Consider the following 21,812-nt stretch of genomic DNA (forward strand, 5'->3'; position numbering starts at 1 on the left):
CGTTCGTCCCTGCCCGTACGGGCGTCGATTTCCCACCGTGCGACCATATAGCGCTTATCTCCAGCCATGAACGCGGTCAGGCAAACCATGGATTCATCCGAGGCGGGTACGCCGCCCGGCGGCACGCGCGCCACCCAGGTGGTGGCCCTGTTCCGCGAGCACAACGCGGCACTCGTGGGTTTCCTGCGGGCCCGGCTCAACTCGCTCGCGGATGCCCAGGAAGTGGCCCAGGAGGTCTACCTCAAGCTGCTCTCGCTGGACGGCGCGACCGTGATCGACTCGCCACGCGCCTTCCTGTTCCGGGCTGCCTCCAACCTCGCCGTGGACCGCCTGCGCATGCGTAACGTGCGAGCCTCGGCACCCGCGGACCCCGACGGCGACAACTGGCACGCCACGCCGATCCCCGAGCAACACGCCTCGGCCCACGAGCAATGGCGCGACCTGCGCCAGGCACTCGACGAATTGCCCCCCAAGACCAGCCGCGCCTTCGTCATGCATGTGATCGAGGGGCGGGATTTCGCCACGATCGCGCGTGAGATGAATCTCAGTGAGCGCATGGTGCGCTATCACGTCGGCAATGCCCTGGCGCATTGCCGTGAACGCCGCGACCGCGCGGAGAACTTCCGATGACCACGACCGCCTATACCCCCGATCGGCAGATCGAGCACACCGCCGCCGACTGGTGGGCGCGTCTGCGCGATCCCGGGCTGCCCGATCCTGCCCTGCTCCAGTGGAGCGAATGGCTGGAGGCCGACCCACGCCATGCGGAAGCCTTCGACCGGGCGTCCGCCCTGGCCGAGGCCGCCGGCGCCATGGATGCGGCGAGCCGCCAGGACTTCGCCAACCGTTTCGCCCCGCCCCGGCGGGCACGGCGCATGTACCCGCGCGCCGCTCTGGCCCTGGCGGCCAGCGTGCTGCTCACCGTGGTCGGAGCGGGTGCGTTCCTCGCCTTGCGGCATGGACAGGGCGAAGCGCCGCGGCAATACGTCAGCGAGCGGGCGGGCCACCGCGACATCGACCTTCCCGACGGCTCCAGCATCGAACTGGGCGGGGCCAGCTCGGTCACCGCACGCTATGGACGCGACGAGCGCGCCGTCGACCTGGAAGCAGGCGAGGCTTTCTTCCGCGTCGCGCATGCCGAGCGGCCGTTCGTCGTCCACGCAGGGCCGCTGCAGATCCTCGACCTGGGCACCGCCTTCAACGTACGCCGCACCGGCGACCGGGTGACTGTCGCCGTCACCGAAGGCCGCGTGCGGGTTTCGCCCATGGCCACCCAGGGCGACGCCGGCACCATCGAACTGGGAGCGGGACGCGAGGTCTCTTTCGATCCTGAGACGCAGGCGATGCGGATCCTCGACATCGACCCCGCGAGCGCCACCGCCTGGCGCGGGCATCGCCTGGAGTTCGTCAACGAGCCCTTGTCCTCGGTGATCGAAAACGTGAACCGTTACAGCGCGCGGCCGATCCGGCTCGCCGATCCTGCCCTCGGCAAGCTGACGTTTACCGGTACGGTCGAGGTGGATACCATCGACAGCTGGGTATCCGCCTTGCCGCGAGTCTTCCCGGTCCGTGTCGACACCTACCCCGACCGGCTGGAACTCGCTCGCCAGACCACGATGGCGCGGAGCATCCCGCCGCGCTGAAGACCACAAGGGCCGCAAGTCTTGCAGTACATGCTTCGCGGGCGCCGGCGCGCACTCACCGGCGCGCTCGCGCTGGCTCTCGCGGCGCATGCGGCCGGGGCGGCCGAAGCACCTGCCGACGGCCCTTCCGGCCCCATGCCATTCGCCATCGCGCCGCAACCGCTGGCCACGGCATTGCTGGCCTGGGGCAAACAAGCGAACGTGCAGGTCCTCACCGCGTCCGGCTCGATCGCCAACTGGCGTTCGGGTGGCGCCCAGGGCGTACTGACTCCGGATGCCGCGCTGGACGAACTGCTCGAGGGCACCGACCTGCAACGCGAGTCGTACGACACGCGCACCGTCGTGGTCCGGCAGCGGCAGAAGCCCGACAACGCGACCCCCGCCCCGGTGGACCCCGACGTCGCGTTCGATCCCGGCACCGTCGTGCCGCTGGCCACCGTGGACGTGCAAGGGCTGGTTTCCGACACGGGCTTCAAGGCCGACACCACGCGCACCGTCACGCGCAGCGAGGCGAGGCTCACCGATGTACCCCAGTCGGTCACCGTGGTGACCAGGGACGTGATCGAATCGCAGCAGGCCGTGGATATCGGCGACGTCGCCCGCTACGTGGCGGGAGTGCAGTACGTGGATGGTTATGGTGGCTCGCCGCTCTTCCTGATCCGCGGCTTCGACGCCGGCCACGGCTTGACCGACGGCATGCCCAACGGTATCGCCCGCACCGAGGATCTTCCCCCGCTGATCGGCATCGAGCGTGTGGAAGTGCTCCGTGGCCCCGAGGCCATCCTTGGCGATGCCTCGCAGAACAACAATTTCGGCGGATCGATCAACGTCGTGATGAAGCGGCCGCAGGCCCAGCCCGTGCGCACGCTGACCTATTCGCTGGGCGAATACGACGGCGCACGGCTCGGCCTCGACCTCGCAGGGACCGCCTCGAACGACGGCAGCGTCACCTATCGGCTGGTCGCGGCGGGGCAGCGCGGCGAGAAGACGCCGCAGGGCTTTGGCGGCGGCCGCGGTGCGTACCTGGCTCCGTCACTGGCGTGGCAGGGCGAACAGACGCGGGTGATGGGCGGCCTGGAATTCGTCGACAATCGCGTCCCCGGGCCCGACCACACCGTGTTGCTGGGCCCCGACCTGTCCACCGCACGGCCTTACCGGTCGTTGTCCGGCGATTCCGCCGACGAATCGACTTACCGCACGAGCCGGGCGGTATTCGAACTGGACCATGAATTCGGCGACGACTGGACCTTTCACAGCCAGGGCCAGTACGTGCGCCAGCGCAGCGATGGCCGCAGCCAGTCCTATCTCGCCAGCGGATTCGCCGGGGCGCTGGACGCCGTGGATCGCAGCTTCCGCTATTCGGGAACCTACTGGACCTGGCAGAACGACCTCAGCACAACGTTTCGGCATGGCGACGTCACGCACACCTTGCTGATGGGGCTGGACCTGGCACGGACACATGCCGGCGACAACGGCAGCGGCAGTACCGAGGAAGGCGTCACGGCGGACACATCGAGCAGCGACGCCGTGATCGTCACCCGCCCGCTTGCCTACAACTTGCGCAGCAGCAGCGATTTTTCCGCGAAGTTCAACGCGCTGGTGGCGCCGGTCAGCACCACGGTGCAAGCGCTCGGTGGCTCGTGGCAGACCAACGCGGGTCTGTACCTCCAGGACCAGATGGCCATCGGCGAGCAGTGGAACGTGCTGGTGGCGCTGCGCCGTACCCAGTACGAACTGGAGACCCGCTGGCAGGACGGCTCGCCCCGCAGGGTGCATAAATCGCGCTGGATCCCGAAGCTGGGCGTGGTCTACAAGCTCTCGCCCACCGTTGCCCTCTATGCCGATTCCTCGACCGGCTTCCAGCCCGATCCCCTGCTCGGCAAGGACGGCCAACCGCTACCGGTCGCCACCTCGCGCCAGATTGAACTCGGTGCGAAGTTCGACCTGTTCGACCAACGCGCACGCCTGACGGCGGCGCTCTACCGCATCCACGTCGACCACAGCATCGACCTCGTCTCGCCCGAACCTCCTTTCTTCGCGACGCCAGGGCCGGGCCAGACCAACCGCGGCCTGGAACTGGAGTTCGCGGGACAGGTCGCGCCCGGGCTCGACGTGCTCGCCAGCCTCACCGAAGCACACATCAGCAACCACGACGACACCCGGCCGACCGGGGCGCCAAAGCACCAGGCGGCCGTATGGGCGAGTTACCGCTTCGGCGAGGGGGCGGTGAAGCCGTGGGGCGTGGCGGCCGGCATTCTCGCCCGCAGCCGCAGCCTCGGCCGCACGAGTTCGGACGGGCGATATTTCGGCATCCCCGGGCAGGCCAGCGTGGAAACCAACGTGTCGCGCTACGGCGAGCACTGGCGGCTCACGCTCGGCGTGAAGAACCTCTTTGCGCGCACGCTATATGCCGTGAACTTCGACGAAACCTTCGTACCGATACGACAGGGGCGTGTGGTGCTGCTCACCGGCACCTACGACTTCTAACCGTCCGGATTCAGCCAACCGATTTAGCGAACGCCTTCAGCGCGACCTCGCATGCCTCGCGGCGGAAGGTGTCGCGCTCGGTACGTCCGCTGGACCTGTCGAGGCGGGGGATGTCGTAGCAGCCATCGGCACCCGGCACGCCGCCGTGCCGGCGCCAGAACCTGTCGTACGAAGCGGCCGTCACGCCCGCACGGCGGTCCAGCGGATGCGCCGCGCAAGACACGCCGCGTACTCGCTCCACGCCGTAATACGTGGCCAGTGCACGCACCACCGCCAACAGCAGGTCACGCGGGCGCAGCCCACCGCTGGCCCGGCTGAACCGGGCGATCGCGCCACGGCCCAGATAGGCCCATGAGCCACGCATGGCGCCGACGAGCAGCCCCTCCGCACCGCCGAAGGTCATCGCGCAGGACGAGATCACCTCCTTGTCGCCGTTCAGCAGGTACAGCCCGAGCTCACCGGTGCACTCGCTTTCCGGGGCGCGCGCATGCAGATAGGCCACTTCGCCATCGCCGAGCGGCAGCGTGGCAAGGCGTACGTCATGGCCCTTGAGCAGGCGGTTGCTCAAGCGCTCGGGGAACTCGCGCGCCACGAAGCGATAGTGGGCTTCGATGAGCCGCGCGCGGGCGTCGAGATCGAAAGACCGCGAGATGTAGTGCGACTGCCAGCGCTCGTACACCCGCGGGTTGAACTCGGCGGCGGCCCGCATGGCGCGCGATGACCCGACCAACCGAAGCCACTGGGCCTGGCGGCGAAATGCCGTGAGCGTGCGCAAGAGGTAGGCGAGCCGACGCTCCGGCATCGGCCGGGAACGTCGCAAGATCGCGCGCCGTCGCGCATGGTCGAACACCAGGCCCAGGGGGCCGCGATCCTGGCGGGGCGACGTCCAGCCTAGCGGCAGGTCGTCGAAGGGCGCGCTGTGGGGGTAGCGGGGCTGCATACCTACAAGACGTGCGGCGGCCCGGAAATTGAAATGCCAGGCTGAGGAAATGGCTTATGTCTGGTGGGAGACAACTTCAGGCTTTGGTGGGAACCGACCTCAGGCCCTGGTAGGAGCCGACCCTGTCGGCGACGGGTGCTTGCCGCAACCTGGCCCGCTGCCGCGGGATCGCCGGCAAGGTCGGCTCCCACCAGGATTTGACTGGTCCCCACCGGGAGGGGTCAGGCGCGGGGCTCGCGCCGTTCGTCCTTCCGTTTGCGTCGTTCGTCTTTCCAGACGATCCATGCTGCCAGCAGGGTCAGCAGTGCCATGGTGAACCAGGTGATGGCGTACATCAGGTGGTTGTCGGGAAAAGCGATAACCGTGAGTCCGCCGACCGGACCGTCGTTGCCTTCGCCGCGCCCCGGCGATGATGCCGCATCGGCATCGACGAAATAGGGCGCCACGTCGCCGAGACCTTTCGCCGTGGCGATAGCGGCCACGTCACGCGAGAACCAGCGATCCTCCGCCGGCCGGTTCGGCTGCAGGAACGCGCCTTTCGGTTCACTGACGCGAAGCAGACCGGTGACCGAGATTTCCCCCGACGGCCCCGGGGTGCAAGTGGCCTTGCCCCCGCACCAGGTGGGTGAAACGAAACCACGGTTCACGATCACCACGTCGCCGCTGCGCAAGCGCATTGGCGTCAGCAGCCACGAGCCCATGCCGAGTTCGGTGCTCGCGCGGACGCGCACGCTCTTGTCCTGCAGGAAGCGGCCGATGAGCTTCACCCGACGGTATTCATCGTTGGCCGCGCTCACCACCGGCCATTGGCCGCGGCCAGGCGCATCCACCGGTTGCGCGTGCACCCGCGCATCCACGCGGGCGACCAGGTCGTGTTTCCACGCCCGGCGCTGTACCTGCCAGACGCCCAGCGCGACGAACCCCGCGAACAACAGCGCACCCAGCAGGGCCAGCAGGCCCAGAACGAAGACGCCGCGCGGTCGGCGCGGCGTCGTGGTGTCGTCGGCGCCTTCCGTGCTCAAGGAAGGTTCTTCACCTGCTGCTCGGTCATGTCATGGGACATGCCCGGCATCATGTTCGAGTTGAGGTGGAACATGACCCAGATCGAACCGGAAAGCGTGATCACCACCAGCACCAGTGTGAAGATCAGCGCCAGCATGTTCCAGCCGCCTTCCGACTTCGTGTTCATGTGCAGGAAGTAGATCATGTGAACCACGATCTGGATCGCGGCGAAGGTGAGGATCACCACCGCCAGCGTCTGCGAGTTCGGGATGACCTTGCCCATCACCAGCCAGAACGGGATGGCCGTCAGCACCACGGCGAGGAAGAACCCCGTCATGTAGCCCTTCAAGGTGCTGTGGCTGTGACCGTCGTCATGGTCGTGGTGATCGTGCGATTCGATGTGCGCGCTCACGGCAGCACTCCCATCAGGTAAACGAAGGTGAAGACGCCGATCCAGACCACGTCGAGGAAATGCCAGAACATCGACAGGCACATGATGCGGCGCTTGTTGGCCGGTGTGAGCCCGAAACGGCCCACCTGGAACAACAAGGTGATGAGCCAGATGATGCCGAATGTCACGTGCAGGCCGTGGGTACCGACCAGGGTGAAGAACGACGACAGGAATGCGCTGCGCTGCGGACCCGCGCCTTCGTGGATCAGGTTCGCGAACTCGTAGAGCTCGATGCCGAGGAAGGTGGCGCCGAACAGCCCGGTGACGACCAGCCAGGCCATCATCGTGCCCTTGCGGTTCTTCTGCATCTCCAGCACGGCGAAGCCGTAGGTGATCGAAGACAGCAGCAGCATCGTCGTGTTGATCGCGACCAGCGGCAGTTCGAAGAGGTCGGCCCCGGAAGGACCGCCCGCGTAGCTGCGGCCAAGCACGCCATAGGTGGCGAACAGGCAGGCGAAGATGAGGCAGTCGCTCATCAGGTAGATCCAGAACCCGAGCAGCGTGCCGTTGGCCGGGTGGTGGTCTTCCTTCATCCAGAACTGGAGGTCCTGGTCCGCGACGGCGGCGGAGGGCGTGGCGTTCATATCAGACATGGGCGGCAAGCTCTTCCGTGCGGGCGGCCTCGGTCCGGGCCACGACATCGGCGGGGATGTGGTAGTCGCGCTTGTAGTTGAAGGTATGGCCGATCGCGGTCACCAGCAGCGCCACGAAGGCGATACCGGCGATCAGGAACATGTGCCAGATCATGGCGAAACCAAGCACGAAGGCGAAGCCAGCGATGATGATGCCGGCGCTGGTGTTCTTCGGCATATGGATCGGCAGGTAGCCATCGGTGCGGCGACCGGCGTTACGCTCCTTCATGTCCCACCACGCATCCGATTCGTGAATGATGGGGGTGAACGCGAAGTTGTATTCCGGCGGCGGCGAGGACGTCGACCATTCCAGGGTACGGCCATGCCACGGATCGCCGGTGACATCGCGCAACTCGTCGCGACGCTTGTAGCTGACCCACAGCTGGACCAGGAACGAGCCGATGCCGAGCGCGATCAGCACCGCGCCGAAGGCGGCGATGCGGAACCAGATGGCGAGCGACGGGTCCTCGAAGTGGTTCATGCGGCGCGTGACGCCCATGAAACCGAGCACGTAGAGCGGCATGAAGGCCAGGTAGAAACCCACCAGCCAGAACCAGAACGAGCACTTACCCCAGAACGGGTCCAGCTTGTAACCGAAGGCCTTCGGGAACCAGTAGTTGATACCGGCGAACAGGCCGAAGATCACGCCGCCGATGATCACGTTATGGAAATGCGCGATCAGGAACAGGCTGTTGTGCAGCAGGAAGTCGGCCGGCGGCACCGCCAGCATCACGCCGGTCATGCCACCGATCACGAAGGTGATCATGAATCCCACCGTCCACAGCATCGGCACCTCGAAGTGGATGCGGCCACGGTACATGGTGAACAGCCAGTTGAAGATCTTCGCGCCCGTGGGGATCGAGATGATCATCGTGGTGATGCCGAAGAACGAGTTGACACTCGCGCCCGAGCCCATGGTGAAGAAGTGGTGCAGCCACACCAGGTACGACAGCACGGTGATGACCACCGTGGCGTACACCATCGATGCATAACCGAAGAGGCGCTTGCGGCTGAAGGTGGAGACGACCTCGGAGAATACGCCGAAGACCGGAAGCACCAGGATATAGACCTCGGGGTGGCCCCAGATCCAGATCAGGTTCACGTACATCATGGCGTTGCCGCCGAAGTCGTTCGTGAAGAAGTTGGTGCCCGCGTAGCGGTCGAGCGAGAGCAGCACCAGCACCGCCGTAAGCACCGGGAAGGCCGCCACGATCAGCACGTTCGTGCACAGCGAGGTCCAGGTGAAGATCGGCATCTTCATCATGGACATGCCCGGCGCGCGCATCTTCACGATGGTGGCGATCAGGTTGATGCCGGAGAGGGTCGTTCCCACGCCGGCCACCTGTAGCGACCATATGTAGTAATCGACCCCGACATCCGGACTCTGAGCCAGCCCCGACAGCGGGGGATAGGCGAGCCAGCCGGTGCGGGCGAACTCGCCCACGAACAACGAGGCCATCACCAGCAAGCCGCCGGCGACCGTCATCCAGAAGCTGAAGTTATTGAGAAACGGGAAGGCCACGTCGCGCGCGCCGATCTGCAGCGGCACGACGTAGTTCATCAGGCCGGTGACCAGCGGCATCGCCACGAAGAAGATCATGATCACGCCGTGGGCGGTGAAGATCTGGTCGTAGTGGTGCGGAGGAAGGAAGCCGGGATTGCCGTTGAAGGCGACGGCTTGCTGGGCGCGCATCATCAGCGCGTCGGCGAAGCCACGCAGCAGCATCACGATGCCGAACACCATGTACATGATGCCGATCTTCTTGTGATCGATGCTGGTGAACCACTCGCTCCACAGATAGCCCCACAGCTTCGCCCGGGTGATCAGGGCAAGCAGCGCGATGCCGCCGATGGCGACCATGATGAAGGTACCGACGAGGATCGGCTCGTGGTATGGGATCGCCTCGAGGGTGAGGCGTCCGAAGATCAGTTTGGCTAGATCGGGCATGTTCATTACCGGACTCGGCAAGGCTTGAATTCTGAGGAGGCCGCCGCTCTTAGAGCGGACGTCCGGCAGGTGTCATCGGCTGGCCGGCGGTGCCGTTGCCGACGCACAGGGCGCCGACATAGCGTTGACGGGCGTCGGCCAGGCCCACTCGCGCGCGGGTCGCGGCATCGAGCGAGGTCACGTTGTAGGCACCGACCACGCCCTGGCCACCACGCGCATCGAGCGCCGCCATGTCGTTCATGCACATGCGGTTGGATTCGACGCAGCGGTTGAGGATGGCGTTGTAGAGGCCGGGGGTGACCGTGCCGTAGTAATGGACCGGTTCCTTCTCGCTCGGCTGTTCGAGCTTGAGGTAGTCCTCGCGGCCGAGCTGGTCCGCGCTCGCCTTGGCCTTCGCCACCCAGGCGTCGAAATCGGCGTCGGACAGGCTATGGAAGCGGAAACGCATGTCGGAGAAGCCGGCGCCACTGTAATTGGCTGAAATGCCTTCGAAATCGCCGGTTTTGTTCATGATCGCATGGAGCTTTGTCTCCATGCCCGGCATCGCGTAGATCATGCCGGCCAGCGAGGGCACGAAGAACGCGTTCATGACGGTCGAGGCGGTGATGTGGAACTCGATGGGGCGATCCACCGGGGCGGCCATCTCGTTCACCGTGGCGATGCCCTGTTCCGGATAGAGGAACAGCCACTTCCAGTCCAGCGCCACGACCTCGACCACCAGGGGCTTCGTGCCGGGGGCCAGGGCGCGGCCCTGGGAGACCTGCTCCAGGGGACGGTACGGGTCCAGCTTGTGGGTACTGGTCCAGGTCACGGCGCCCAGGGCGATGATGATCAACAGGGGTGCCGCCCAGATCAGCAGTTCCAGTACCGTGGAGTGGTTCCAATCGGGGGAGTATTCGGCACGGGCCGCCTCGTTCGACGCCCGGTACTTCCAGGCGAAGATCAAGGTCATCGCGATCACCGGGACGATGATGATCAGCATCAGCACCACGGAAATGATGATCAGGTCGCGCTGCTGCCGGGCGATGTCGCCGGAGGGGGACAGCAGCACGGCATCGCAGCCCGACAAGAGCAAGGCGAGGGCGGGGATCAGCAATCCGCGCAACATCTTCATGGACATTCGCATGATGGAGGCAACCGTGGGGACACGAAAAAATACGCCGATACGCCTGCGCAGGCCATAGGACACTTTGTCCCATGGCCCTGCAAGCCGAGTAGTGCGATCCTTGGCTATCCTGCCATCCACCTCCCCGAGCGGGCCGAATACGATGTCGAGCATTTCACACGCCCATCACAATGCCGCGGAAGGCGCCGAGAACGACGTCCGCCGCCAGCACCAGACCAGCCACGCCGCCGTGGCCCCCGGCGAGATCGCCGTGGGCGTGGTCATCGGACGGGCTTCGGAATACTTCGACTTCTTCACGTACGGCATCGCGTCCGTCCTCGTGTTCCCGTCGGTGTTCTTTCCGTTCCTGAGCCAGCTGGACGGGATCCTCCTGGCCTTCACGATCTTCTCGTTCGCCTTCATCGCGCGCCCCATAGGCACCACGTTGTTCATGGCGATCCAGCGCAACTGGAGCCGGGGAACCAAGCTTACCGCCGCCCTGTTCCTGCTGGGCACCTCCACGGTTTGCATCGCCTTCCTGCCGGCGAACACATCCAATGGCTACACGGTCATTGTGATTCTGTCGGTGCTGCGCTTCTTGCAGGGCATTGCGCTCGGCGGTTCCTGGGATGGCCTGCCCTCCCTGCTTTCGCTGAACTCGCCGAAGAACCGCCGCGGCTGGTACGCCATGCTCGGCCAGCTGGGCGCCCCGACCGGCTTCCTGATCGCCGCCTCGCTGTTCCTCTTCCTCAATACCCAGTTGTCCCGGGAAGACTTCCTCGGCTGGGGCTGGCGCTATCCCTTCTTCGTGGCGTTCGCGATCAATGTCGTGGCGCTGTTCGCCCGTCTTCGCCTGGTCGTCACCGAGGAATACACCCAGCTTCTGGAAGAGCGCGAGCTGGAGCCCATCGGCATCATCGAGATGATCCAGGCACAGGGCTACAACCTGTTCATCGGCGCCTTCGCGGCCCTGGCCAGCTACGCCCTGTTCCATATCGTGACGATCTTCCCGCTGTCGTGGATCTCCCTCAGCCGCTCGCAGGACATCAACGACGTCCTGGTCGTGCAGATCGTCGGTGCCTTCGTGGCGATCCTGGCCACCGTGGCCTCGGGCGTCATCGCCGACAAGGTCGGCCGCCGCAACACGCTTGGCACGATGGCCGTGCTGATCGGCTTGTTCGCCATCGCCTCGCCCTGGCTGCTCGGTGGCGGCAAGATCGCCCAGGACGCCTTCCTGATCATCGGTTTCGCCCTGCTCGGCCTTTCCTATGGCCAGGCGGCCGGCACCGTCACCGCCAACTTCGCCAAGCGGTTCCGTTACACGGGCGCGGCCCTGACCTCCGACTTCGCCTGGCTGATCGGCGCGGCCTTCGCCCCTCTGGTGGCGCTGGGCCTGTCCGCCCGCTTCGGCCTCGTCGCCGTAAGCGCCTACCTGCTATCGGGCGTGGCCTGCACGCTGCTGGCGTTGCGCATCAACAAGGCATTCGAGACGGACCGCAACAAGGCTTGAGGGAGCGGATCCTCCTCGAAATAGCCGCCCGATCTCCGGCGCCGTGCCCGTACGGCACGGCGTACCCTATGCCTCATGCTCTTCGACCTCCCCGACCACGACACCCTCTACCGGGCCCTGCTAGAGCGTGATCCCGCCTATGACGGCCACGTCTTCGTCGGCGTGACCAGCACGGGTGTCTTCTGCCGGCTCACCTGCCCGGCGCGGAAGCCGAAGCTCGAGAACACCCGCTTCTTCGACTCCGTCGCCGGCTGCTTCGAAGCCGGCTTCCGGCCTTGCCTTCGCTGCCGTCCCCTCGACCCGGTGGGCCAGCGCGAACCCGTGGTGTCGACCCTGCTTCGGCGACTGGAAGACGAGCCGGAGCGGATCTGGTCCGAGGACGACCTCATCGGTCTCGGCTACGATCCTTCCACCGTACGCCGGGCGTTCAAGCGTCATCTCGGCCTTACCTTCCTGGACATGGCCCGCCTGCGCCGGGCAGGCCGCGGCATGGACCGCCTCGCGGCGGGCGCGAGCGTCATCGATGCCCAGCAATCGGCCGGCTACGACTCCGGCAGCGGCTTTCGCGAAGCCATCGTCAAGTTGATCGGCGACAGCCCGGCCGAACTACGCGGGCGCGAACTGCTCAAGGCCGACTGGATCGAAACGCCTATCGGCCGCATGCTGGCGGTGGCCGATGCACATGCCTTGCACCTGCTCGAGTTCTTCGACCGGACGGCCTTGCCCACGGAGTTGAAACGGCTGCGCGAGGCAAGCCGCTCCACGATCGCGTTCGGCCGCACGCCGGTCATCGACCGGATCGAGGCTGAGCTACGCGATTATTTCGCCGGAACCCGGCTGGCCTTCGAGACGCCGCTCGCCCTGCACGGTTCGGTGTTCACCAAGGCGGTGTGGGACGAATTGATCGCCATTCCGCCGGGGACGACGCGCAGCTATTCGGACATCGCGGCAGCCGCGGGACGGCATACGGCGGTTCGGGCCGTCGCCCGGGCCAACGGGGCCAACCAGATCGCCATCGTCATCCCATGCCACCGGGTGATCGGGGCGGATGGGTCGCTGACCGGGTATGGCGGAGGGTTGTGGCGGAAAGACTGGCTGTTGCGGCACGAGAGGAAGGCCGCGGTACGTTGATCGCGGACAGGGTCCGCTCTCACCAGGGCTCATGCTCGGGTGGGAGCGGACCCTGTCCGCGAAGGGAGCTTGCCTCAGCCCAGCACCGGATACGGCCCCTCCGCGAACACCTCGTCGTGGTACCCCTTCACGCCGATAGCGCGCGCCAGCTCGCTACGAAAATCCTCGCCGTGCCGCAGGCATTCCAGCACGAAGGCGAAATCGCGCTTCGGTGTCCAGCCAAGGTCGCGACGGGCGCGGGTACTGTCATAGACGCGGTCCAGCGACGGCAAGAATCTCCACCCCCGCGCCGCATAAAGCGCATCCACCTCCGGGAACAACCCTCGCACCACCGCGGCTGCATCCTGGCGTAAAGCGGCGACGTCGCCCCGCGAAAAAGGTGTCGGCGCCGAGACGATGTAACGGCCGAAACCCAGCGACGGCGCCCGGTCGAGCGCAAGCAGATGCGCCTCGACGATGTCCTCGATATCGGCTCGCCGATACAGCAGTTCGTTGGCCTGCATGTTCAGCGTGCCGTACGCCGAGCGCACGCTTGCGTTGTCGTCGTCCTCGGGGAAGAAGCGCGAGGTCCGCAGGACGAGCACCGGCAAGCGCTCCTTGCGCGCCACCAGTTCGCACATGCCTTCGGCTGCGATCTTGGTCACGCCGTAGATGTTCTTCGGCACGGGCACGACATCCTCGTCGATCCACGCCGCCGGTTCGTCCGCTGCGGGCGACAACGCCGCGCCGAATGCGCTCGTCGTGCTGGTGAACACAAACGAGCGCACCCCATGCGCGACCGCGGCCTCGAGTAGCGCCACCGTACCGCCGACATTGGTATCGACGAACTGTCGCTTGGTATGGGTCGCCACATGCGGCTTGTGCAACGTCGCGGCGTGGACGACCCGGGTGATACCGGACATCGCATCGTTCACGAAGGTCTCGTCGGCGATCGATCCGACGATATCCGTGTACGACGAAGGCTTGATATCGAGTCCACGCACCGCCCGGCCGTCCGCGCGCAGGCGCCGCACGAGCGCCTCCCCGAGATGACCGGCACTACCCGTGACGAGAACGGTCATCGCCTTCGCATCCTCACCAGATAAGATCGTCAGGGACGACGAACTGCTTGTAGTAGTCGTCCACATCTTCTTCCGACGGCGCCGCGGCACCCTCCTTGCGACCGTGGTCGAGCACGATCATATCGGGCGCACGGGCGTGGATCTTGTCGGCGGGCAAGCGCGGAATCAACTCATAGCCCTCGCCGGCACGCGCGATGGCAAGCGCGCCGGATGCCAATTGCGCGCGGAGCGCGTCGTTGACGAAGATGCTGGCGATCTTGTCGCCATCCGGAAAACGATAGGCGCTGTCGCCCTCGCGCTTCACCTTGGTCGTCTCGATGATCTGGCGCACCTGGGCGCGGATTTCTTTCGCACGGGCCTCGGCATTGCGCTCGGCAGCCAGCGCCCGGTCGCGTTCGGCACGCTCCGCCTGCAATTTGCGTGCGTCGATGGAATCTTCGGCCGGGGCTGGCGGCGCCTTGCCCTGCCGCTGTTTGGCCTGGTCGCGCACGATCTTGGCGGCCTTGTCTTTCTTGACCAGGCCGGCCTTGAGAAGTTGTTCCTGCAGTGGATTGCGCATGGCGAACGTTTCTTTTCCCGCGGGGACATCGATTCTAGCGCCGAAGGGTTGGTTACATCGCGTTACGTGCCTAGGCTTGGTGGCCTCCCCGGAGGTAGACCGAATGCACGCCCCCCTTTTCCCGCGCTCCCTGCGCCTGAGCCTGGCCCTGGCCGCACTCCTCGCCACCCCTGCGTTCGCGGCAGACCGGTTGCCGCCACGCTCGGAATGGAAGGCGAGCAGCTCTTCCCAACAGGTGCCCGCGTTGGCGCCCGAACACGCGATCGACACCGATGAGACCACCCGCTGGGGTGGCGCCTTCAGCCCGGGCCAGTGGTTCCAGGTGGACCTTGGCAAGGTGGCGAAGGTGGGCGGCGTACGGATTCATTGGGACAGCGGTTTCGCCGCCGCGTACTCGATCCAGACCTCCATGGATGGCAAGGATTTCCATCCCGTCTACACCGTGACCGACTCGCCCGGCGGGACGGAGTACCTCGTATTTCCCGCCACCGAGGCGCGTTTCGTACGCCTCGCCGCGCCGGCTCGCACGGCGGACTGGGGCGTGTCCGTGTTCGAGTTCGAGCCGTTCGCGGCCGCCGATGCGGCCCGTATCACCGGCCTCGATGGCGAGAATGACGGCGCCTCGCTCTGGTCCGATGGCCACGCACGGGGGATCGTCGGCAAGGGTCCGGGCGGCACCCGGCAACTCGACATCACCCTGTCCCGTCCGCTGGATATCGCAGGCCTCGAGGTCATCTGGGATGGACCGCGTGACGGGGCCACGCTCCAGGCACGCGACGCCAGGGGCACCTGGTCCACCCTCGACAGCGACCCCGGCAGCCTCGGTGACAGCTCCTACCTCGCCGCGCGCGAGGCGCGGGACATCGGCGCGTTGCGTCTCATCGTGGGCGCGAAGGATGGCGTCACGCCTCGGGTCAAGCGCCTGCGCTTCCTCGGCCCTCTCCGCGCCATGACGCCGATGAAGCGCTACCAGGTAGCCGCTTCACGCACCGACGCCGCGCTGTTCCCTTCCTCGCTGCACATGCAGCAGGTGTACTGGACGGCCGTTGGCGTGCCGGCAGGGCTGCAGAAGTCGATCTTCGACGAGTACGGCAATATCGAACCGTTCAAGGGCGGCCCACAGGTCCAGGCCATCTGGCGCGACGCATCGGGCCGCACCGCCGTCTCCGACGGGGCCGAGCGGACGCATGCGTTGCGCGACGGCTGGAAGCCCATGCCATCGGTGAGCTGGACCGTGCAACCGGGGCTCTCCATCACCAGCGAGGCTGTAGCGGTGCAAGGCGACGGACAGCCCGTCGTCCTCCTGCGCCACCGCTTGCACAATGACGGCGCCACCGTCGTCGACGGCACGCTGTCCCTGGTCGTACGTCCGATCCAAGTCAATCCACCCTGGCAAAATGGTGGCGCATCGCCGATTCACGACATCGCGATCACCGGCACCGGCGCAAACACGAACGTGCGCGTGGAAGGCCGGACGCTATTGGCCTCGCTCACGCCAGTGGACCAGGCCGGAGCCGCTCCATTCGGCGCGCATGGCGAGACGGAAATCACGGCGAACGCGGCGGCGGGTTCCGCGCCCGCCGCGCGGGAAGCCCACGATCCGGACGGCCTCGCCGCTGGCCTGCTCGGCTACCGCGTACACCTGGGCGTCGGCGAGACGCGCGATATCGTCCTCGCGTTCCCACTCGGCAACGCACCGGTCGATGCCAGCGGCCACCTCCCCGAACCACCAGCGATCGATCGCTCCGTCTTCACCGCCGCCGGATACGACGCGCTGGCGGCCAAGGTATCCGATGAGTGGCAGAAACGCCTCGGCAGCGTGGGCATTTCGCTGCCGGACGAATCGCTCGTGGATATCCTGCGTTCGCAGGCGGCATACATGCTGGTGAACCAGACCGGCCACGCCATGCAGGCGGGACCGCGCAACTACAACCGCTCGTTCATCCGCGACGGCGCCGCGACCGCGTCGATCCTGTTGCGCATGGGCGAGACCAAGACGGCTCGCGACTATCTCGACTGGTATGCGGCACATGCCGTGCATGAGAACGGCCTGGTCTCGCCGATCCTCAACGCCGACGGCAGCGTGAACCGCGGTTTCGGTTCGGACATCGAATACGACAGCCAAGGGGAATTCATCAATCTTGTCGCCGACGTGGCCCGCTTCGGTGGCGGTCCCGCCAGCGTGAAGGACTACCTGCCCAAGGTCCGTGCCGCCATGCGTTTCATGCAGGAACTGCGTGAACGTACGATGGTGCCCGGCTACCTGTTGAACCTGCCCGCGCCCGAACGCTTCCACGGGATCATCGCCCCATCGATCAGCCACGAAGGTTACTCCAGCCCCACGCACAGCTACTGGGACGACTACTGGGCATTGAAGGGCTGGCATGACGGCGCGTGGCTGGCCGAGCAATGGGGCGACAGGGAACTGGCGGCCTACGCGCGCGAGCAGTACGCGGCCCTGCGCGAATCGCTGCGCAAGTCGATCGAGACGACGATGGCCTGGAAAGGTTCCGATACCATCCCCGCCGCCGCCGATCTGGGTGACGGCGACCCCACCAGCGTGTCGATCGGGCTCGATCCGGCGGGACAGATCGACGTCTTGCCGCACGAAGCGCTGGTGAGGACCTTCGACCGTTACCTTGCCGACGTGCGCAAACGCGAAACACCAGGCGAGTTGTTCGCATACACGCCGTACGAGTTACGCAACGTGCTGACCTACGTGTATCTCGACCGGCCGGACGACGCCGCCGAACTGCTCGCCGACGTCGTTCGCGATCGCCGCCCGCCCGAATGGAACATGTGGGCCGAAGTGGTGCATTCGCGCCTGCGTCATCCCGGTTACCTCGGCGACATGCCGCATACCTGGATCGGCTCCGAGTATGCGCGCACCATCTTCGGCATGCTGATGCGCGAAGCCGACGATGGTTTGTACCTTCTGCCGGGAGTTCCCGCATCCTGGGTGACGGGAAACGGCCTCTCGGTAACACGGCTGCCCGTCGCTTATGGATCGTTGAGCATGACCGCGCGCCGCGACGGCAAAACCTTCACGGTGACACTGGACCCGGGCGTTCGCGCCGGAACGCCGGTGCGAGTGTTCTGGCCCGGGCGGGTGAAGCCCGTGAAGGTTACCGTCGATGGCAAGACGGTGAAGGAATGGGATGCCGACGGCGTGAGGCTCGCCAAGCCCTTCCGCACTCTCATGGCGGAGTACTGAAGGGTTACATGAATTCGACGAGAACCCTGACGCTACGGCTGAAGCTTCCACCCCGAACGGTGGGGCGGATCTCGCGCAGGCGTGCATTGAAGGTGTATATCCCGCCGGTGCCTAACGCATTGAACCGGGTCTCCGCACCCGGGGAGATATTTTTTTCATTCTCATCGGCAAGTTCCAGCCCGACGTTCTCGGGGCCATCGAGCGTGAACAGGTCCGGCTGGCCGACGACCCCATCGCTGGGATCGCCGAAGGTGAATTTCGCGACGAGACCCACCGGCTCCTGGCACTGCTCCACCCTGAGATGAAAGGCCTCCCATCGCGTCGCCCGATCGGGCGTCGCGAAGTTGCCCGTATTGAAGGGGCCGAGTACCACGGTCTGGTTGAGATCCTCCACGACGATACTGCACGCCGGCCGAATAAGCGTGAGGTCGTAGATCTTCATGTGGCGGAACGGTTTCGTCGGAGCGCCGTTGGGCTGATAAGTCCATTGCTGGCCGATGGTCAACCTGTCGAAGGCACCGAATTCCACCGGACCCGTCATGCGGACGATGCGGTACCCGATGTCGGCGTGGTTGCTACGCACGGGATCACCCAGTTTGAACGTGCGTTGATACTTGTGCGGAAATGAAAAGCTGGTGCCTTCCTGAAGTTCATCGATGTAGAGCTCGACACCGAACCCGGAGTCCTTTCCACCGACTGTCAACGGTACCAGACCATTGATCGTGACCATGCTATAGGCCCCTTCGAAAGTCGCCTCGCCTTCCGTGCATGTCGCCAACACGTTGCCATCGCCGTGTGCCTTCTCGTTACGGACGACGGTTCCGGGCAGCATGTCGTTGGTGACGGTGATCTGCGCCGTCTGGCCGATCTGGTAATAACCGTCGGCGGAGTGGTAGCAGCCTCCCTTGGCCCATGCCATGCCGGACTGACAGGATGCGCCGATAACCCCCGCGAGCAAAAGGTTTCGACGTAGCCGCCTGCTTGTATGCTTCATTGCTTACCTCGTTCCGTAAGGAGTGATATCCACGACGGCGTCGTGGGTGGGGAAGTGACTGTCCAGCCACGTGGTCCATCGGACCGCGCGGCGGATCAGATCCGCGCGGTAGCGCACATTGAAGCGGGGTGTGCGCGAGTGGTAGTTCGATGCACGCGTCCACACATCGCCGCTATCGTGCGTCAAGTGCCCGCGTATTCGCCACGCGGCGAGCATGAAGGAGTAGCATCCGGGCGCGGCGACGTCCGCCGCGGTGATGCCGTAGCGATCGAGATCTCGGAGATAGGCCGTATTGAACTGCAGCGCGCCCACGTCGAAGGTTCCGTTGTCATTGCGTACCCACTGGCCGGGCTTGCCGGCCTCCTTCTCCGCGACTGCGAGCAGCACGTTGGCGGGAACGTCGTAGGCGAGCGCGGCCCCGAGGGAACAAGCGACCATTTCCTGGCGTTCGACTGGGACAACCTTTCATTTCATGATTTTTTTGAGCAACGACTCTTTTCGGAGCCGTCGGCCTGGGGAGACACGGGGTCGTCCCCGCGCATCACGCAGCCGTGCTCGACAAACGCGAGCGCTAACGAAAGTGTGTAGGAATGCGCCGGCAATCCATATGGAAGTTTCCTCAAAATTTTGAGTTTGTTTTCTACCTTCGACGCAGCTCACGCTTTCGTCACGCGACTCGCTTTCTCAAGACAAGAAAGCACGCACCGTGCTACCAGGGGTCTGCAACCAAGGTGTTCGCTTCCATTAGCCGATTTCGTGCATGGCTTGGGGGACCGGTTCCAGTTCCAGACCGCGCTACTCCAGCGCCCCGATTCCCATCTCGCGCGAGTCCGTTCGGCCCCGGTCGTCCACCACGCGCACGAGGAAACGTCCGGAACGTTCCGGTACCCACATCAAGGCCTGGCCGCTCGGAACGCTGCCCAGATAGGCATCGTCCACGAACCAGTAAAGCGTGCGCGAGGCGGCATCGGTCGTGGCCGAGAAGGCGATGCTTTCGGTGCCCAGGCGCGATACGCGTATCTGGTACGTGCTGCCCTTCAACGGTGAAGTGATCTTCGGTGGATCACCCACGGATTGGCCGCCGCCCTGGCAATCCGGCAGCGACGGCGGGGCCCTTCGGGGCATGCCCGCCTGGGCGAAGACACGGGCGAGATCGGAGGGCCAGTATTCATAGACTTCCGTACGCGTCCGCCCAGGGTCGTAAGGAGGACACGCCGGCTTGCCTGTCGCGCTGTCGACCACCACCGGGCGATGCACGTTGCTCACCTTGATCGGCGATTTTCCGGGGATGTACCACGTGCTTCCAACCTGGGGGCACCATGCGTTCGGCAAGTCGCCACTGGCGAGACAAATGGGTATGCGGCGAAGATTCGGCGGATTGCGCCGGATCGGTTCAGCCAGGCCAGGACGTTCAGCGCGCAGCGCATCGGCGATGCGGAAGAACAACGGCGCGGCGGCGTCCACCCCGACGAAAGCCGGGTTTCCCGCGCCATCGAAGTTGCCGATCCATACGACCAGCACGTAGGGACCGAAGCTACCCGCGGTCCACGCGTCGCGAAAACTCCACGAGGTGCCGGTTTTCCAGTAGACCGGAAGGCGCGAGGGTTGCGCGGCCACCGCGTCGTCGGGACGCGGGTTCTGCCTGAGCATGTCCATGACCATGAAGCTCGCCTCCTCGCTGAGAAGGCGCGTGCCACCGCTCTTCGGTTGTGCGGCGAGCAAGCGTAACGGTCGCAGTTCTCCGCGGTTGGCCAGCATCGCGTAGAGCGCGGAAAGCTCCTGCATCGTCACTTCGCCGCCACCCAGCACGAGCGCCAGGCCATAGTGCTGCTCGCTGGCCATGCGCGAGATGCCGGCGTCCCGGAGGAATTGATAAAGATTGGGGCTGGAGAGCTTGGCCGCCACCTGCACCGCCGGAATGTTACGACTTCTGACCAGTGCCTGGGTCGCCGTTACCGGCCCCAGGAAATGGCCATCGAAGTTCTCCGGTGTATACGGGCCGAATGCAGACGGCACATCGCGCAGCACGGTCTCCGGATGGAGCACACCCTGGTCGAAGCCCAGCGCATAGATGAAGGGTTTCAGCGTGGAGCCGGGAGAGCGTTTCGCCAGCGTGCCGTTGACTTGTCCCTGGATCGAAGCATCGAAATAGTCGGCGGACCCGACCATGGCCTTGATGCCCATATCGCGCGTATCGACCAGGATCGCGGCCGCGTTTCGGATACCGCGATCGCCACTGCGTTCGACGTATTGGCGCACCTGACGCTCCAGGCTGTGCTGGAGACCGAGGTCGAGCGTCGTCGCAACACGCATGTCGCTGTCGCCGTCCAGGCGGCGCTCGGCAAGCACCTGCTCCACGAAGTGCGGTGCCTCGAATGGCAGCTGCGACAGCGGACGCAGGCGGAGCGGAAGGTCGAACAATGGCCGCGCGCTCGCGTCGTCGGGGTGCCTCGCGATCCAGCGCGAGAACAGGCGGTCGCGCGATTGCTTGAGGTCCTTGCCGATCACGGCGCTGCCGTCGACGTGGCCCGGAAGGCCTCGCGACGGCTCCTGCGGGATAACGGCGAGGGTGAGCGCCTCAGGCAGGCTCAGCCGCGCGGGCGCCTTGCCGAAGTAGGCGAGGCTGGCCGCTCCGACGCCTTCGACGTTACGGCCGTATGGCGCGGCGTTAAGGTATGCCTCGAGGATATCGTGCTTGGAATACAGCAGCTCCAGCTGCACGGCGCGGATTGCCTGCACCAGTTTTCCACCCGGGCTGCGCGTGTCCAGGCGCCACATCAACCTGGCGAGCTGCATCGTGATCGTGGACCCGCCCTGCGCATTGCCACGCCGTACGTAGGTCATCCACGCGCCACGCATGAGACCCCAGGCACTGACACCGGGATGCCAGCGGAACCAGCGATCCTCGTGCAGGAGGACGGCGTCGACGAGCGCCGGGGAAATATCCTTGAGCGGCACCCATAAGCGGTACCGCTGGTCGCTCGCCAGTGTCAGCCTCAGCAGTCGGTCATTCGCGTCGTACACGGCCGTGGACGAGGGAAACCACGTGCGCAGATCCTCGTGTGGCCACAGGCGCAGTCCGAGCGGCACAGCCAGGAGCAGCAGCAACGCCACGAGGGCGTTGTGCCACTCGAT

General features: G+C 65.5%; 16 protein-coding genes and 1 pseudogene. 6 read left to right on the top strand and 11 right to left on the bottom strand.

The annotated features are described in order from the left end of the window. Positions 1-87 precede the first annotated feature (87 nt). Genes J2T07_RS06545 through J2T07_RS06555 form a run of 3 tightly spaced genes read left to right on the top strand, consistent with a single transcriptional unit; the run spans position 88 to position 4,130 of the window. Positions 88-630 carry an RNA polymerase sigma factor gene (locus J2T07_RS06545; RefSeq protein WP_306848396.1) on the top strand — a complete coding sequence of 181 codons (543 nt, stop codon included), beginning with the start codon at positions 88-90 and terminating at the stop codon, positions 628-630. Beyond that, positions 627-1,643 carry a FecR family protein gene (locus tag J2T07_RS06550; RefSeq protein ID WP_306848397.1) on the top strand — a complete coding sequence of 339 codons (1,017 nt, stop codon included), beginning with the start codon at positions 627-629 and terminating at the stop codon, positions 1,641-1,643. Before J2T07_RS06545 ends, J2T07_RS06550 begins: the two co-directional genes overlap by 4 nt. A 30-nt stretch (positions 1,644-1,673) precedes the next feature. Then, positions 1,674-4,130, top strand: coding sequence for a TonB-dependent siderophore receptor (locus tag J2T07_RS06555; protein ID WP_306849504.1), 2,457 nt, complete (start codon positions 1,674-1,676; stop codon positions 4,128-4,130). A 10-nt stretch (positions 4,131-4,140) separates the two neighbouring features. Here J2T07_RS06555 and J2T07_RS06560 read toward each other — a convergent pair whose 3' ends face one another. The 6 genes from J2T07_RS06560 to cyoA form a co-directional block, all read right to left on the bottom strand. Further along, a complete protein-coding gene (locus J2T07_RS06560) occupies positions 4,141-5,070 on the bottom strand; it encodes a DUF535 family protein (protein WP_306848400.1) in 930 nt (309 codons plus the stop codon). A 221-nt stretch (positions 5,071-5,291) separates the two neighbouring features. Then, positions 5,292-6,092 (bottom strand): SURF1 family protein, encoded by an 801-nt coding sequence (locus J2T07_RS06565; protein ID WP_306848402.1) that lies wholly within the window; start codon positions 6,090-6,092, stop codon positions 5,292-5,294. Then, on the bottom strand, positions 6,089-6,484 hold the full coding sequence (cyoD, locus tag J2T07_RS06570) for a cytochrome o ubiquinol oxidase subunit IV (RefSeq protein ID WP_306848404.1): 396 nt from the start codon (positions 6,482-6,484) through the stop codon (positions 6,089-6,091). Before cyoD ends, J2T07_RS06565 begins: the two co-directional genes overlap by 4 nt. After that, entirely contained in the window at positions 6,481-7,056 is a 576-nt protein-coding gene (gene cyoC / locus J2T07_RS06575; protein ID WP_306849505.1) for a cytochrome o ubiquinol oxidase subunit III, read from the bottom strand. Before cyoC ends, cyoD begins: the two co-directional genes overlap by 4 nt. 52 nt (positions 7,057-7,108) lie before the next feature. Next, positions 7,109-9,082, bottom strand: a complete 1,974-nt coding sequence (gene cyoB / locus J2T07_RS06580; protein ID WP_306849506.1) for a cytochrome o ubiquinol oxidase subunit I — start codon at positions 9,080-9,082, stop codon at positions 7,109-7,111. A 70-nt stretch (positions 9,083-9,152) separates the two neighbouring features. Continuing rightward, a complete protein-coding gene (gene cyoA, locus J2T07_RS06585; protein WP_306848405.1) occupies positions 9,153-10,217 on the bottom strand; it encodes a ubiquinol oxidase subunit II in 1,065 nt (354 codons plus the stop codon). A 154-nt stretch (positions 10,218-10,371) separates the two neighbouring features. Here cyoA and J2T07_RS06590 point away from each other — a divergent pair, with 154 nt between their 5' ends. Continuing rightward, positions 10,372-11,718: an MFS transporter gene (locus J2T07_RS06590; RefSeq protein ID WP_306848406.1), complete on the top strand. Its 1,347-nt coding sequence runs from the start codon at positions 10,372-10,374 to the stop codon at positions 11,716-11,718. A 75-nt stretch (positions 11,719-11,793) separates the two neighbouring features. After that, a complete protein-coding gene (locus J2T07_RS06595; protein WP_306848407.1) occupies positions 11,794-12,849 on the top strand; it encodes a bifunctional transcriptional activator/DNA repair enzyme AdaA in 1,056 nt (351 codons plus the stop codon). A 74-nt stretch (positions 12,850-12,923) separates the two neighbouring features. On the opposite strand, the gene J2T07_RS06600 is transcribed toward J2T07_RS06595, so the two are convergent. Together J2T07_RS06600 and J2T07_RS06605 are read right to left on the bottom strand one after the other, a co-directional pair. After that, positions 12,924-13,910 carry an NAD-dependent epimerase/dehydratase family protein gene (locus tag J2T07_RS06600; protein WP_306848408.1) on the bottom strand — a complete coding sequence of 329 codons (987 nt, stop codon included), beginning with the start codon at positions 13,908-13,910 and terminating at the stop codon, positions 12,924-12,926. A 13-nt stretch (positions 13,911-13,923) separates the two neighbouring features. Further along, a complete protein-coding gene (locus J2T07_RS06605; protein WP_306848409.1) occupies positions 13,924-14,469 on the bottom strand; it encodes a DUF2058 domain-containing protein in 546 nt (181 codons plus the stop codon). Positions 14,470-14,545: 76 nt separating this feature from the next. Here J2T07_RS06605 and J2T07_RS06610 point away from each other — a divergent pair, with 76 nt between their 5' ends. Continuing rightward, positions 14,546-17,683, top strand: a complete 3,138-nt coding sequence (locus J2T07_RS06610) for a discoidin domain-containing protein (protein ID WP_430539322.1) — start codon at positions 14,546-14,548, stop codon at positions 17,681-17,683. A gap of 4 nt (positions 17,684-17,687) precedes the next feature. On the opposite strand, the gene J2T07_RS06615 is transcribed toward J2T07_RS06610, so the two are convergent. The 3 genes and pseudogenes from J2T07_RS06615 to pbpC all read right to left on the bottom strand — a co-directional run bounded on the left by J2T07_RS06615 (position 17,688) and on the right by pbpC (position 21,791). Then, the gene (locus J2T07_RS06615) at positions 17,688-18,602 is read right to left on the bottom strand and encodes a fimbrial protein (RefSeq protein WP_306848412.1); all 915 of its coding nucleotides are present in this window, start codon (positions 18,600-18,602) and stop codon (positions 17,688-17,690) included. Between the two features lie 108 nt (positions 18,603-18,710). Further along, positions 18,711-19,136 (bottom strand): annotated as a pseudogene (locus J2T07_RS06620) (conjugal transfer protein TrbN); the annotation flags it as partial. A gap of 336 nt (positions 19,137-19,472) precedes the next feature. Then, a complete protein-coding gene (gene pbpC, locus J2T07_RS06625) occupies positions 19,473-21,791 on the bottom strand; it encodes a penicillin-binding protein 1C (protein ID WP_306848414.1) in 2,319 nt (772 codons plus the stop codon). Between the last annotated feature and the right edge of the window lie 21 nt (positions 21,792-21,812).

Origin of the sequence: Luteibacter jiangsuensis (assembly GCF_030812295.1) — a bacterium.
In the GTDB taxonomy this organism is placed as follows: domain Bacteria; phylum Pseudomonadota; class Gammaproteobacteria; order Xanthomonadales; family Rhodanobacteraceae; genus Luteibacter; species Luteibacter jiangsuensis_A.

Excerpts from the sequence above, each read along its gene's own strand:
- J2T07_RS06545 (WP_306848396.1), top strand. The coding sequence starts at position 88 with ATGGATTCATCCGAGGCGGGTACGCCGCCCGGCGGCACGCGCGCCACC.
- J2T07_RS06550 (WP_306848397.1), top strand. The coding sequence starts at position 627 with ATGACCACGACCGCCTATACCCCCGATCGGCAGATCGAGCACACCGCC.
- J2T07_RS06555 (WP_306849504.1), top strand. The coding sequence starts at position 1,674 with ATGCTTCGCGGGCGCCGGCGCGCACTCACCGGCGCGCTCGCGCTGGCT.
- J2T07_RS06560 (WP_306848400.1), bottom strand. The coding sequence starts at position 5,070 with ATGCAGCCCCGCTACCCCCACAGCGCGCCCTTCGACGACCTGCCGCTA.
- cyoC (WP_306849505.1), bottom strand. The coding sequence starts at position 7,056 with ATGAAGGAAGACCACCACCCGGCCAACGGCACGCTGCTCGGGTTCTGG.
- cyoA (WP_306848405.1), bottom strand. The coding sequence starts at position 10,217 with ATGAAGATGTTGCGCGGATTGCTGATCCCCGCCCTCGCCTTGCTCTTG.
- J2T07_RS06590 (WP_306848406.1), top strand. The coding sequence starts at position 10,372 with ATGTCGAGCATTTCACACGCCCATCACAATGCCGCGGAAGGCGCCGAG.
- J2T07_RS06595 (WP_306848407.1), top strand. The coding sequence starts at position 11,794 with ATGCTCTTCGACCTCCCCGACCACGACACCCTCTACCGGGCCCTGCTA.
- J2T07_RS06600 (WP_306848408.1), bottom strand. The coding sequence starts at position 13,910 with ATGACCGTTCTCGTCACGGGTAGTGCCGGTCATCTCGGGGAGGCGCTC.
- J2T07_RS06605 (WP_306848409.1), bottom strand. The coding sequence starts at position 14,469 with ATGCGCAATCCACTGCAGGAACAACTTCTCAAGGCCGGCCTGGTCAAG.
- J2T07_RS06615 (WP_306848412.1), bottom strand. The coding sequence starts at position 18,602 with ATGGCATGGGCCAAGGGAGGCTGCTACCACTCCGCCGACGGTTATTAC.